This is a genomic window from Acidovorax sp. FJL06, assembly GCF_003852545.1.
GTDB lineage: Bacteria > Pseudomonadota > Gammaproteobacteria > Burkholderiales > Burkholderiaceae_C > Acidovorax.
Map to the genome: position 1 here is coordinate 99,675 of NZ_QAJR01000007.1, position 11,994 is coordinate 111,668.

General features: G+C 69.1%; 11 protein-coding genes and 1 pseudogene. 5 read left to right on the forward strand and 7 right to left on the reverse strand.

Going from position 1 to position 11,994, the window contains the following annotated elements:
• Window positions 1-65: 65 nt before the first annotated feature.
• Window positions 66-440, reverse strand: a complete 375-nt coding sequence (locus DBV10_RS04935; protein ID WP_124511214.1) for a PilZ domain-containing protein — start codon at window positions 438-440, stop codon at window positions 66-68.
• A gap of 181 nt (window positions 441-621) precedes the next feature.
• Between DBV10_RS04935 and DBV10_RS23325 the strand changes: the two genes are divergently transcribed.
• From DBV10_RS23325 to DBV10_RS04955, 4 genes are all read left to right on the forward strand, one after another.
• Window positions 622-3,531 (forward strand): EAL domain-containing protein, encoded by a 2,910-nt coding sequence (locus tag DBV10_RS23325; RefSeq protein WP_124511216.1) that lies wholly within the window; start codon window positions 622-624, stop codon window positions 3,529-3,531.
• A 291-nt stretch (window positions 3,532-3,822) separates the two neighbouring features.
• On the forward strand, window positions 3,823-4,350 hold the full coding sequence (locus tag DBV10_RS04945; protein ID WP_124511218.1) for a hypothetical protein: 528 nt from the start codon (window positions 3,823-3,825) through the stop codon (window positions 4,348-4,350).
• A 109-nt stretch (window positions 4,351-4,459) separates the two neighbouring features.
• Window positions 4,460-5,236: a 2OG-Fe dioxygenase family protein gene (locus tag DBV10_RS04950; RefSeq protein ID WP_124511220.1), complete on the forward strand. Its 777-nt coding sequence runs from the start codon at window positions 4,460-4,462 to the stop codon at window positions 5,234-5,236.
• Between the two features lie 140 nt (window positions 5,237-5,376).
• Window positions 5,377-5,814, forward strand: a complete 438-nt coding sequence (locus tag DBV10_RS04955) for a universal stress protein (RefSeq protein ID WP_124511222.1) — start codon at window positions 5,377-5,379, stop codon at window positions 5,812-5,814.
• 191 nt (window positions 5,815-6,005) lie between these two features.
• On the opposite strand, the gene DBV10_RS04960 is transcribed toward DBV10_RS04955, so the two are convergent.
• The 4 genes from DBV10_RS04960 to DBV10_RS04975 form a co-directional block, all read right to left on the reverse strand.
• Entirely contained in the window at window positions 6,006-6,989 is a 984-nt protein-coding gene (locus DBV10_RS04960) for a tripartite tricarboxylate transporter substrate binding protein (protein WP_124511224.1), read from the reverse strand.
• 210 nt (window positions 6,990-7,199) lie between these two features.
• Entirely contained in the window at window positions 7,200-8,384 is a 1,185-nt protein-coding gene (bktB, locus tag DBV10_RS04965; protein ID WP_124511226.1) for a beta-ketothiolase BktB, read from the reverse strand.
• Between the two features lie 93 nt (window positions 8,385-8,477).
• On the reverse strand, window positions 8,478-9,239 hold the full coding sequence (locus DBV10_RS04970) for an SDR family NAD(P)-dependent oxidoreductase (protein WP_124511228.1): 762 nt from the start codon (window positions 9,237-9,239) through the stop codon (window positions 8,478-8,480).
• 39 nt (window positions 9,240-9,278) lie between these two features.
• Window positions 9,279-9,794 carry a MarR family winged helix-turn-helix transcriptional regulator gene (locus tag DBV10_RS04975; RefSeq protein WP_124511229.1) on the reverse strand — a complete coding sequence of 172 codons (516 nt, stop codon included), beginning with the start codon at window positions 9,792-9,794 and terminating at the stop codon, window positions 9,279-9,281.
• 76 nt (window positions 9,795-9,870) lie between these two features.
• Between DBV10_RS04975 and DBV10_RS04980 the strand changes: the two are divergent.
• A pseudogene (locus tag DBV10_RS04980) lies at window positions 9,871-10,765 on the forward strand (EamA family transporter).
• Between the two features lie 58 nt (window positions 10,766-10,823).
• Here DBV10_RS04980 and DBV10_RS04985 read toward each other — a convergent pair.
• Both DBV10_RS04985 and DBV10_RS04990 read right to left on the reverse strand, forming a co-directional pair.
• Complete coding sequence (locus DBV10_RS04985) at window positions 10,824-11,495, reverse strand: RluA family pseudouridine synthase (RefSeq protein WP_124511238.1); 672 nt, start codon at window positions 11,493-11,495, stop codon at window positions 10,824-10,826.
• Window positions 11,482-11,994, reverse strand: a 513-nt coding sequence (locus DBV10_RS04990) for a response regulator (RefSeq protein WP_233589805.1), incomplete at its 5' end; no start/stop codon positions are given. The genes DBV10_RS04985 and DBV10_RS04990, both read right to left, overlap by 14 nt.

The window sequence follows — 11,994 nt, forward strand, 5'->3', positions numbered from 1 at the left end:
AGGGCTGCTGGTGGTGCAGCCCTTTCTTTTTTGGCGGGGTGGCCGGGGGCGGGGGGCTGGCCGTGTCAGGACGCGGCCGATGCTGTGGTCAGCTCGCCCAGGTCGCGCTCCAGCAGGGCGGGGTCGCCCAGTTGCAGCTCGATCAGGCGGCGCAGGTGGGTCACGCTGTCCAGGTCGATGCCCCGGCACAGCAGGCCGGTGTGCAGGCCCTGCACATGCGCCACCTCGGTGGACATGGCGATGTGGTTGCCGGTTTCGGCCAGGGGAATGGTGATCTGGCAGAGCATGCCGGGCTCCAGCTCGGCCTGGGCGGGCACCGTGATGAGTGCGCCCTTGAGGGACAGGTCCAGCACATGCACGCTGAAGGCATCGCGCGAGGTGGTGAGCAGGGCCGGCGCATCAAAACTGACGCGGACGAAGTGGCGGCGTTCATGGGGCATCGCTGTCTCCTGGACGAAGCGGGGAGGGGGTTGGGCACATGCTACTCCAACCCCGCAGATTGTCTTTGGTGGTTTTTGCGGGGTTTCGTTACCATCCAGACTCTGCTGTTTGTGGAGTCGGGCTGTGGGTCCAGGCGTGTACCGGTTCAGGCGCCGATGTGTCGGCTGGCTGCGATGGGTCGTGGTGCTGCCCCTGCTGTGGGCCTGCGCCAGCCTGTCTGCGGCGCCGCGCGAGCTGCGGGTGGGGGTCTACTCCAACGAGCCCAAGGTGTTTGTCGATGGCGACGGCAAGGCCGCCGGCATTTTTGTGGACCTGCTACAGCTGGTGGCGGCGCGCGAGCAATGGACGCTGAAGTTCGTGCCCTGCGACTGGCAGGCCTGCCTGGACGCCCTGCGCGCGGGGCAGCTCGACCTGATGCCCGACGTGGCGCGCTCGCCCGAGCGCGAGGCGCTGTACAGCTTCCACGCCCTGCCGGTGCTGCACAGCTGGTCGCAGATCTACCGCACACCGGGCAGCGCGATCCACTCTCTGTTTGACCTGCAGGGCAAGCGGGTGGCGGTGCTCAGGGGCTCGGTGCAGCGCGCGACCTTTGTCAGCATGATGGACAGCTTTGGCATCCAGGTCTCGCTGGTGGATGCCTCCAGCCTCATCGACGCCTTCGCCCTGGTGCAGCGGGGCGAGGCCGATGCCGTGATCGCCAACCACCTGTTCGGCAATTTCCATTCGGCCCGGTATGGGGTGGTGGACACGGGCATCGTCTTCCAGCCCGCCACCCTGTTCTTTGCCGCTGGCCCGGGGCGCGACGCCGATGTGCTGGAGGCCATTGACCGTTCGGTGCAGGGCTGGCGCAGCGGCGCCGACCCGGCCTACACCGAGGTGCTGCGCCGCTGGGGTGTACAGGAGCAGGTGGGGGGCGTGTCGCGGCTGTGGTGGTGGGGCCTGGGCGGGCTGCTGGTGTTTGGCCTGCTGGCGGCGCTGGCGGCCCTGTTGCTGCGCCGCGAGGTGCAAACGCGCACCCGCCACCTGCAGGACAGCGAGCAGAAGCTGGCCACCATTTTGGACAGCGTGGGCGCCTTCATCTACATCAAGGGCCGGGATTACCGCTACCAGTACGCCAACCACCACACGCTCAAGCTGTTCGGCAAGACGGCCAGCGAGGTGGTGGGGCATGAGGATTCCATCGTGTTCGATGCCGCCACGGCCGCACAGCTGCGTGCCAACGACCGGCGGGTGCTGGAGGACGGCGAAACGCTGGAAGCCGAGGAGGTGAACACCCAGCTAGCCACGGGCGAAACCCGGGTCTACCTGTCGGTCAAGATCCCGCTGCGCCATGCCGACGGCAGCATCCACGCGCTGTGCGGCATTTCCACCGACATCACCGAGCGCCGCAAGGCCGAGGAGTCGTTGCAGATCGCGGCTACGGTGTTCGAGTCGTTCGAGGGCATGATCGTCACCGGGCCCGACCAGCGCATCCTCAAGGCCAACCAGGCCTATGCGCGGCTGACGGGTTATGCCGTGGACGAACTGGTGGGGCAGACGCCCCGGTTGCTGCACTCGGGGCGGCAGGACGCGGCGTTCTATGCCGGCATGCACGCCGCGCTGCGTGCCACGGGCATGTGGCAGGGCGAGGTGTGGAACCGGCGCAAGGATGGCTCGGAGTACCCGGCCTGGATCACCATCACCGCGGTGCGCTCACCCGAGGGCGGGATCACGCACTACGTGGGCACCCAGACCGACATCTCCAGCCGCAAGGCGGCCGAAGAAGAGATCCGCCTGCTGGCCTTCTACGACCCGCTCACGGGCCTGCCCAACCGCCGCCTGATGACCGACCGCCTGCAGCACAGCCTGGTGGCCAGCGCGCGGGCCGGCACCGGCGGGGCGCTGCTGTTTGTGGACCTCGACAACTTCAAGGACCTCAACGACACCCAGGGCCACGAGCTGGGCGATCAGCTGTTGCGCCAGGTGGCCGCCCGCCTGACGGGTTGCGTGCGCATGGGCGACACGGTGGCGCGCCTGGGGGGCGACGAGTTCATCGTGCTGCTGGAGGGGCTCAGCCCTCACGCGCACGAAGCCGCCGCCCAGGCCGAGATGGTGGGGCGCACGGTGCTGCAGGCACTGGGCCAAAGCTACCTGCTGGGCGGCCTGGCCCACCACAGCGCCTGCAGCATCGGCATTGCGCTGTATGCCGACGCGCGGGGCTCGGTGGATGAGCTGCTCAAGCACGGCGACATGGCGATGTACCAAGCCAAAGGGGCCGGGCGCAACACCTTGCGGTTTTTCGACCCGCGCACACAGGCCAACGTCACGGCGCGCACGCTGCTGGAGGCCGGGCTGCGCGAGGGGCTGCGCGACGGCCAGTTCCTGCTGCACTACCAGGCGCAGATCAGCGCGCACCACGGCGTGGTGGGGGCCGAGGCCCTGGTGCGCTGGCAGCATCCGCTGCGGGGCCTGGTGTCGCCGGCCGAGTTCATCCCGGTGGCCGAGGCCTCGGGCCTCATCGTCCCGCTGGGCGCGTGGATTTTGCGCGCCGCCTGCCTGCAACTGGTGGAATGGGCGCGGGATGCGCGCACCGCGCACTGGACGCTGGCCGTCAACGTGAGTGCGCGGCAGTTCCGCCACAGCCATTTTGTGGACGAGGTGCTGGGGGTGCTGGAGGAGACCGGCGCCAACCCCCAGCGCCTGAAGCTGGAGCTGACCGAAACCCTGCTGCTCGACGATGTGGAGGACACCATCGAGCGCATGGAGCAGTTGCGTGGCCATGGGGTGGGCTTCTCGCTCGACGACTTTGGCACGGGCTATTCCAGCCTGAGCTATCTCAAGCGGCTGCCGCTGGACCAGCTCAAGATCGACCAGGGTTTTGTGCGCGACCTGCTCACCGATGCCGACGACGCCAGCATTGCCCGCACCATCGTCACGCTGGCGCACAGCATGGACCTGGGCGTGATCGCCGAAGGCGTGGAAACCCGCGAGCAGCGCGACATGCTGGCCAGCCTGGGCTGCCACACCTGGCAGGGCTACCTGTTCGGGCGCCCCGGCCCGGCGGCGGCCCTGCAGGCGGTAGCGGCGCAGGAGCAGGCGCCCGTGCCGTGAACCCTTCCGTGCCTCGGAGTGTCGGAATGCTCCATTTTTGATAGCTGGTTGGGTAGGATGGTCGGGCGCTGCATGCCATTTCGGCTTGTAAAATCCCGTGGGCTGCTGCCCGGGGTCTGCGCCTGCATCTTCATTCGCATCTGTCGCCCTTGGCTGACAGCCGCCGCGCCCCTTGCGGGGTAAGGTCGGGCAGGCCCTGTGATCTGCGCAGACCGCCATGGCCCCGCACGCTGGTTTTTGCGCGCACTGCGTGCATCCGGCGGGCCCGCCCTTCGCCTTTCGGAGCCCCCCATGAACAACACCACAACCTCCACCACGATCCGCCACCTGGTTGCCGGCGCTGCCGCCGCACTGCTGCTGGCCGCTGCAGGCGGCGCCCAGGCCCAGACCTACATCAATGCCACGGTGGGGGGCGAGCTGGCACCGGGCGTGTATGGCCGCATCAACATCGGCAACGCACCACCGCCGCCCCTGATCTACGCCGAGCCCGTCATCATCCACCGCCCGGCCGTGGTGGTGCCGCGCGCCCCGATCTACCTGTATGTGCCCCCGGGCCACGCCAAGCACTGGGGCAAGCACTGCGCCCGCTACAACGCCTGCAACCAGCCGGTGTACTTTGTGCAAGAGCCCCCGCCACGCCGTGGCAACCCCTACCCGGGCCCCCGGGGGCGTGACGACCACCGCTGGGACGACGACCACCGCCACGGTGGCGGCAAGCACGACCGTGACCACGGGCGTGGCCATGGCCGGGGGGATGAGCGTGGTGACCGGGACGAGCGGGGCGAAGGCCGCGGCAAGGGCCATGGCCACCGGGATTGACTGACTGACTGGCTAGCTGGTGGGGGCGGGCGGGCAGGGCAGGGCGCCGCCCGTTCCCTTGCGCCACCGCAGGCCAGGGGCTGGCGCCAGCGGTTAAGCTCGGGCTTCTATGGCCCAAGTCACCTTTTCACCCCCGTTCACCACCCCTTCCGAAGTCGCCAGCCAGCTGCGCCAGGGCGGTTATGCCGTGCTGTCCCCGGCGGCCGTGGCCGCGTGGATCGGGTGCGATCTGTCGGCACTCCAGGCCCTCAACGGCGACTGGGCCACGCTGCCGCCCGATGATTTTCTGAAAGACGGCGGCCGCTACCGCCGCCGCCGCCATGCCTGTTTTGTGGTGCAGGATGGGCAGGTGCAGCAGGCCCCCCACCGTGCGCACTGGCAGCCGGTGGAATACAACGCGCTGCATGGCGGCATGGAGCGCTGGTTTGCGCCCATGGAGCCCGCTACTGTGGCCCAGCCCGTGTGGCAGCAGTTGCTGGCGGCGCTGGCGGGGGTGTCCGACACTGTTTTTGCGGGCCCGGATGCGCCCGCGCCCTGGTTTGTGGAAGCGCACCAGTTCCGCATCGACACCACCGATGGCATTGGCCGCCCCACGCCCGAGGGCGCGCACCGTGACGGGGTGGATTTGGTGGCGGTGTTCCTGGTGGGCCGCGAAGGCGTGAAGGGTGGCGAGACCCGCGTGTTCGAGGCCACGGGCCCCAGCGGCCAGCGCTTCACGCTCACCGAGCCCTGGTCGCTCTTGCTGCTCGACGATGCGCGCATGATCCATGAATCCACCCCCATCCAGCCCCTGGCCGAAGGCGGCCACCGCGACACGCTGGTGGTGACCTGCCGGCGCGGCAACTTCCAGGGCGCCGATGTGGTGGGGCAGAGCCCGGCCGCCTGAAAGCTGTTGCGAGTGCGCCGGATTTGATGCGAATCAAGATGCGGGGTATGGTGGCAGTTCACACTGATGCCCATGGCCAGGCCATAAGATCTTGAACAGATTCAAAGCCCGGTCCCACCCTTCACTTAAGGAGTAGCACCATGTTCAAGCACATTCTGGTTCCCGTCGATGGCTCCAAGACCTCGATGCTGGCCGTGTCCAAGGCCGCAGGCCTGGCCAAGACCTTCGGCAGCGCCGTGACGGCGGTGTATGTGATCGACCCCTATCCCTTCACCGGCGTGGGGGCGGATTTCGCCTATGGCCAGGCGCAGTACATCAGCGCCGCCACGGCAGAGGCCAATGCGGCCCTGGATGCCACCAAAAAAGCCATGGCAGAAGCGGGTGTGCAGGCGACCGCCCTGGTGGGCGAGGGCCATGCGGTGCACGACGGCATCCTGCGCGCACTCGAAAGCACCGGGGCCGACCTCATCGTGATGGGCTCGCACGGCCGCCGCGGCCTCGAAAAGCTGGTGCTGGGCAGCGTCACGCAGCGCGTGCTGGGCGTGGTGCACATCCCCGTGCTGGTGGTTAGAGACTGAGCGCCATCCCCCATGAAGAACGGCTCCGCAAGGAGCCGTTTTCATTTCAGTGCTTGATAACGCTGCGCACCGCCCGCAGCCTCCTGTCCGTGGAACAGGCACACCCCCGGCCAGTGCACCCGTGGAGCTGGCTCCGCCAGGCCACCGGGTGCGTCCCCCTTCAGGGGGAAGGCGCGAAGCGCCTCAGGGGGTCATTCAATCTTTGCGCCAGACGCCTCCACGATGCCCTTCCACTGGCCGTATTCCTTCTTGAGCTGGGCCCCCAGCTGGGCGGGCGACATCGCCTCAGGCTCGGCGCCCTGGGCATGGATGGCGGCCTTCATGTCGGCCGTGGCCAGCAGCTTGTTGATCTCGGTGTTCAACGCGGCCACCACGGGCGCGGGGGTGCCCGCAGGGGCAAACACGCCGTACCAGGTGCTCACATCAAAGTCCTTGAAGCCCGATTCGGCCACGGTGGGCACGTCGGGCAGCGACGAGCTGCGCTTGGCCGATGTGACGGCCAGCGGGCGCAGCTTGCCGGACTTGATCTGGCCCATGGCCGAGGGCAGCGAGGACACCAGCAGGTCCACATTGCCCGCCAGCGCATCCATCAGCGCGGGGTTGGAGCCCTTGTAGGGGATGTGGCTGAGCTTGGCGCCCGCCGCCTGCTCGAACAGGTGGCCCGCCAGATGGATGGACGTGCCGTTGCCGGGCGAGCCATAGGTGATGGTGCCGGGTGCGGCCTTGGCGGCGGCCACCACGTCGGCCAGGGTCTTGTACTTGGAGTTCACGCTGGTGGCGATGACCACGGGCGTCCAGGCCACATGGGCCACGGCGGTCAGGTCCTTCGTCGGGTCCCAGGGCAGGTTCTTGTAGAGCCAGGGGCCGATCACCAGGTTGTCCTTCTGGCCCATCACGAGGTCGTAGCCCGTGGGCGCGGCCTTCACGGCTTCGGTGATGCCGATGGTGCCGCCTGCGCCGGCCTTGTTGTCGGCCACCACGGTCCATTTGGCGCTGTCGGTGAGCTTGGTGGCCACCAGGCGCGAAAGGATGTCGGTGCCGCCCCCGGGCGGGAAGGGCACGATGAGGCGGATGGGCTTGTTTGGGTAGGCCGCCGCTGGCGCGGGCGCCTGGGCGTGGGCCGTGGCGCCCAGGGCGAAGGCGAGGGCGGTGAAGGAAAGCAGGGTGCGAATCATGGTGAAGGATGTCTCCGTCGGTTCAAGGAGGTGCGGGCAGGCTGCGGGTGGGGTGATCTCATCAGAAGCCATCCCGAGGCCGCAGCGGGCTCGGCCGATCTGGGTCGGCAGCCGTGGATGATCGCTGATCCTCCACGGCGCCTGCCTTGCCAATCGCGGTTGGCAGCATCGCCGCTGGCGATGGCAGGCCCGCAGGCCTTGGGGCGGGGGTCAGATGCGTTCAAAAATCGCGGCAATGCCCTGGCCGCCACCGATGCACATGGTCACCAGCGCGTAGCGGCCCTGCACGCGCTGCAGCTCGTGGATCGCCTTCACGGTGATGAGCGCGCCCGTGGCGCCGATGGGGTGGCCCAGCGAGATGCCCGAGCCGTTGGGGTTGACCTTGGCCGGGTCCAGCCCCAGGTCCTTGGTCACGGCGCAGGCCTGTGCGGCGAAGGCCTCGTTGGCTTCGATCACGTCGAGGTCGTTGACGGTGAGGCCGGCTTTTTTCAAGGCCAGCTGCGTCGCTGGCACCGGGCCGATGCCCATGTACTTGGGGTCCACGCCCGCATGGGCGTAGGCCACTAGGCGGGCCAGGGGCTTGGCGCCGCGCGCCTTGGCGGCGCCGGCTTCCATCAGCACCACGGCGGCGGCCGCGTCGTTGATGCCCGAGGCATTGCCGGCCGTGACGGTGCCGTTTTCCTTTACGAACACGGGCTTGAGCTTGGCAAAGTCGGCCATGGTGGCGCCGGGGCGGAAGTGCTCATCGGTGGCGTACTGCACGTCGCCCTTCTTGGCTCTAAGGGTGACGGGCACGATCTGGTCCTTGAACACGCCGGCCAGTGTGGCGCGCTCGGCGCGGTTGTGGCTCTCTACCGCCAGCTGGTCCTGGTCTTCGCGGCTGATGCCCCACTTGGCGGCGATGTTCTCGGCCGTCACGCCCATATGGATGGTGTGGAAGGGGTCGTGCAGCGCGCCGATCATCATGTCCACCATCTTGGTGTCGCCCATGCGTGCGCCCCAGCGCATGTTCAGGCTGGCAAACGGTGCGCGGCTCATCACCTCGGCACCCGCGCCGATGGTTACGTCGGTGTCGCCCAGCTGGATGGCCTGGGCCGCCGACACGATGGCCTGCAGGCCCGAGCCGCACAGGCGGTTCACGTTGAACGCGGGCGTGCCTTCGGCGCAGCCGCCGTTGATGGCCGCGACGCGCGAGAGGTACATGTCCTTGGGCTCGGTGTTCACCACATGGCCGAACACCACGTGGCCCACGTCCTTGCCCTCCACGTTGGCGCGGGCGAGCGATTCGCGCACGACCAGCGCGCCGAGTTCGGTGGGGGGCAGGTCTTTGAGGCTGCCGCCAAAGGTGCCAATGGCGGTGCGCACGGCGCTGACGACGACGACTTCACGGGTCATGGGGAGGTCCTTTCAGGTGGGGTTTAGATCAAATTGGCCGCTATCGCCTGTCCAGTAAGCGCTGGCAGCTATAAAAACAGGAGTATCAGGGTGTCATGCGTCCCGGACATCGGCCACCGGGTTGGTGCCGAAGTCTGCGCGCTCCAGCCAGGCGAGCACGCGGGTGGCGGCGTCGGTGGGCGATGTGAGCTGGCCACCCGTCTTGAGGTTGGCGAAATTCTGGCGGTCCGGGAAGGCGGCCGGGTCGGCGCCGCGCAGCTGGACCTGCATGTCGGTGTCGATCACACCGGGCGCCAGCGAGCATACCTTGGCGCCATGGGGCTTGGTGGCCTCGTCCAGCGCCACGCAGCGCGTGAAATGGTCCATGCCCGCCTTGGCCGCGCAGTAGGCGGCTTGCGAGGCCATGGCACGGCGGCCCAAGCCCGAGGAGATGTTGAGCACCTTGCGCGGCACCGTCCAGGCGTCCGTCGCGCCCAGGAAGGCGGCGGTGAGCTGCATGGGCGCTTCCAGCCCCACGCGCAGTGCGTTGGCCAGGTCGCCGGCATCGCTGCCGGACAGCGGCGCAATGCGCGGGATCATGCCCGCGTTGTTGATGAGCGTGGCACTGGCAAAAGCGGCAGGGCCCTGGGCGGTGAGCCAGGCCTGCAGCTTGTGTGCGGCCTGCTCGCCTTGCGAGAGGTCCTGCTGCCATTGTTCGATGGTGACGCCGGCGGCCTTGGCTTCGGTGGCCAGGTCGGCGTTGGCACTGCGTGCAATGCAGACCAGGGTGTTGCCGCTGCGCAGCAGTTGCTGGGCCATGGCCAGGCCCATGCCGCGCGAGGCGCCGGTGAGGATGGTGAGGTGGTTATGAGGCATCCCGCCATGTTACTGCGCAGTACGCATGTCCACGCGCTGCTATGGGCCCGCAGGCGACTCCAGTGCTGCCAGCAACTGCGACAGCCGCGCGTCCAGCGCCGCCAGGTCGGCTGCCTTGAGTGGCGCGAGGATGCGGTGCTCGTTGGCCACATGGGCCTCGACGGCGCGGTCGATCAGCGCCAGCCCGGCGGGGGTGAGTTGCACCAGCGAGCTGCGCGCGTCCGCAGGGTTGGGCAGGCGCTCGATCCAGCCGCTGGCTTCGAGCTTGCCCATGCGGTGCGTCATGGTGCCCGAGGTCACCATGAGGGTGGAGAACAGCGTGGTGGGCGCCAGGCAGTAGGGCGCGCCCGAGCGGCGCAGCGTGGCCAGCATGTCGAACTCCCAGAAGCTCAGGCCGAACGGGGCAAAGGCCTCGTCCAGGCGGCGCTGCAGCAGGGCCGCACAGCGCGTGACGCGCCCGATGGGGCCCATGGGGCTCACATCCAGGTCGGGGCGCTCGCGGTGCCATTGGTCGAGGATGGCGTCCACGGCGTCGGGGGGGCGTTGGGTGGCCATGGCTATCGGTTTGGAATTGTCTTGATTTCAAGATTGTATGGTAGAGTCATTTATCTTGAATTTAAGATAAATCACCATGTCGAATCTCCGTACCTCCCCCTGGCTGGATGCGCTGACCACGGCGGTGGGCCCCGTGATCTGGGGTTCGACCTACATCGTCACCACCGAGCTGCTGCCACCCGACCGGCCCTTCACCGCCGCACTGCTGCGCACCTTGCCTGCGGGCCTGCTGCTGGTGCTGTGGTGCCGCCGGTGGCCAGCCTGGGGCGACTTCACGGGGTGGTGGCGCCTGCTGGTGCTGGCGGCACTGAACATCGGTGTTTTCCAGGCGCTGCTGTTCGTGGCGGCCTACCGGCTGCCCGGTGGAGTGGCTGCGGTGGTGGGCGCTGTCGGGCCGCTGGTGGTGATGGGGCTGGCCTGGGCGCTGGACCACCGCCGTCCGCCCGCCCTGGCGCTGGGCGCGGGGGGCCTGGGGGTGCTGGGCATGGCGGCGCTGCTGCTGTCGCCGGGCGCGCGCTGGGACATGGTGGGCGTGGCCGCCGCGCTGGCGGGCACCTTGTGCATGGCGGCGGGCACCTTCTGGTCGCGCCGCTGGCGGTCCGACCTGCCGGTGCTGGCCTTCACCGGCTGGCAGCTGCTGGCCGGCGGCATCATGCTGGCGCCCGTGGCCTGGGTGGTGGACCCGCCGCTGCCCGTGCTCACCGCCACCCATGTCGCCGGCTACCTGTACCTGAGCCTGGTGGGCGCGCTGCTGTCGTATGCGCTGTGGTTCCGGGGGGGTGGCGCGGCTGCCTTCGGTGGCGGTGTCGTCGCTGCTGTTGCTCAGCCCCGTCACGGCCGTGGTGCTGGGCTGGGCGCTGCTGGGGCAGGCCCTGCGGGGCCTGTCGCTGGCGGGCATGCTGGTGGTGCTGGCCAGCATCCTGGCGGTGCAGTGGGCGATGTCGCGGCCGGCAGCGTCCGCCGCCGCGTGATGCTATCCAATGGATAGCTGATTGCGCTTGCTGGATAAGCGCTGCGGGCCGGTTTTATTCAAACCGATTCAAATTCTGCAGGCCACTCCAGGGCCAGCCAGGCGCCGGTGCCGGGGTGGGTGAATGCGAGGTGGCTGGCGTGCAGCAGCAGGCGCGGGGCCTGCGCCTGGGTGGCGGGGTCGGCATACAGCGCGTCGCCCAGGATGGGGTGGCCGATGGCCGCCAAGTGCACACGCAACTGGTGGGTGCGGCCGGTCACGGGTTCCAGTTCGACGTGCGTGGTTCGGGCCACCGGGTCGTGGCTGCGCATGCGCCAGCGGGTGAGGCTGGGCTTGCCCAGGGCGGGGTCGATGACGCGCAGCGGGCGCCGCTCCCAGTCGGCGGCGATGGGCAGGTCGATCTCGTTCCAGGCGCCGTCGTCCCCACCCGGCAGTCCCGACACCACGGCCTGGTAGCGCTTGTGCACCTGGCGCTCGGCAAAGGCGTGGCCCAGGCGGCGCTGGGCGTCGATGTGGCGCGCCATGAGCACCAGGCCCGAGGTGGCCTGGTCCAGCCGGTGCACGATGAGTGCGCCGGGCCAGAGCTGCTGCGCGCGGGCGCTCAGGCAGTCTTGCTTGTCGGGGCCCCGGCCGGGCACGCACAGCAGGCCCGCAGGCTTTTGCAGCACCAGCAGGTCGGCATCTTCGTACGCCGCCTGCACGCCGCCCGCCAGGGGCTCAGGCCGCGCCATCGCCTGCGGCATTGCTGGTTGCTGCGTTGTCTGCGATCAGCCGCTGCACCGTGGCGCACAGCTCTTCCACATCGTTGGGCTTGTGGATCAGCGCGCGCGCGCCTTCGGCCAGCGCGGCCTGCTCGATCTCGGCCGTGACATAGCCCGAGGCCAGGGCCACGGGCAGGCCGGGGCGGATGAGGCGTGCCTCGCGCACCAGGTCCACGCCGCAGAAGCCGGGCATGTTGTAGTCGGTCACCAGCAGGTCGTAGCGCTGCGGCGCTGCGCGCAGCGCGGCCGTGGCCTCGTGCGGGTCGGTAAAGCCGCTTACCTCGTAGCCCCGCCGGCGCAAGAGGCGCTGCACCAGGAAGACCAGGGCCTGGTCGTCGTCCACGTACATCACATGGGGCTTCTGGTGCGGCGTAGGGGCCGCTGCCTCGGTGGCTGGTGGCGGGGCCGCCGCAGCCGCAGCCGGTGCTGCGGGGGCAGGCGCCGGGGGGGCGGGGGCCTGGCCGGTGGC

What these genes read in the sequence shown, in the direction of transcription:
- DBV10_RS04970 (WP_124511228.1), bottom strand. Translation starts at nt 9,239, where the DNA reads ATGCCTCATAACCACCTCACCATCCTCACCGGCGCCTCGCGCGGCATG.
- DBV10_RS04960 (WP_124511224.1), bottom strand. Translation starts at nt 6,989, where the DNA reads ATGATTCGCACCCTGCTTTCCTTCACCGCCCTCGCCTTCGCCCTGGGC.
- DBV10_RS04985 (WP_124511238.1), bottom strand. Translation starts at nt 11,495, where the DNA reads ATGGCGCGGCCTGAGCCCCTGGCGGGCGGCGTGCAGGCGGCGTACGAA.
- DBV10_RS04950 (WP_124511220.1), top strand. Translation starts at nt 4,460, where the DNA reads ATGGCCCAAGTCACCTTTTCACCCCCGTTCACCACCCCTTCCGAAGTC.
- DBV10_RS04955 (WP_124511222.1), top strand. Translation starts at nt 5,377, where the DNA reads ATGTTCAAGCACATTCTGGTTCCCGTCGATGGCTCCAAGACCTCGATG.
- DBV10_RS04975 (WP_124511229.1), bottom strand. Translation starts at nt 9,794, where the DNA reads ATGGCCACCCAACGCCCCCCCGACGCCGTGGACGCCATCCTCGACCAA.
- bktB (WP_124511226.1), bottom strand. Translation starts at nt 8,384, where the DNA reads ATGACCCGTGAAGTCGTCGTCGTCAGCGCCGTGCGCACCGCCATTGGC.
- DBV10_RS04935 (WP_124511214.1), bottom strand. Translation starts at nt 440, where the DNA reads ATGCCCCATGAACGCCGCCACTTCGTCCGCGTCAGTTTTGATGCGCCG.
- DBV10_RS04945 (WP_124511218.1), top strand. Translation starts at nt 3,823, where the DNA reads ATGAACAACACCACAACCTCCACCACGATCCGCCACCTGGTTGCCGGC.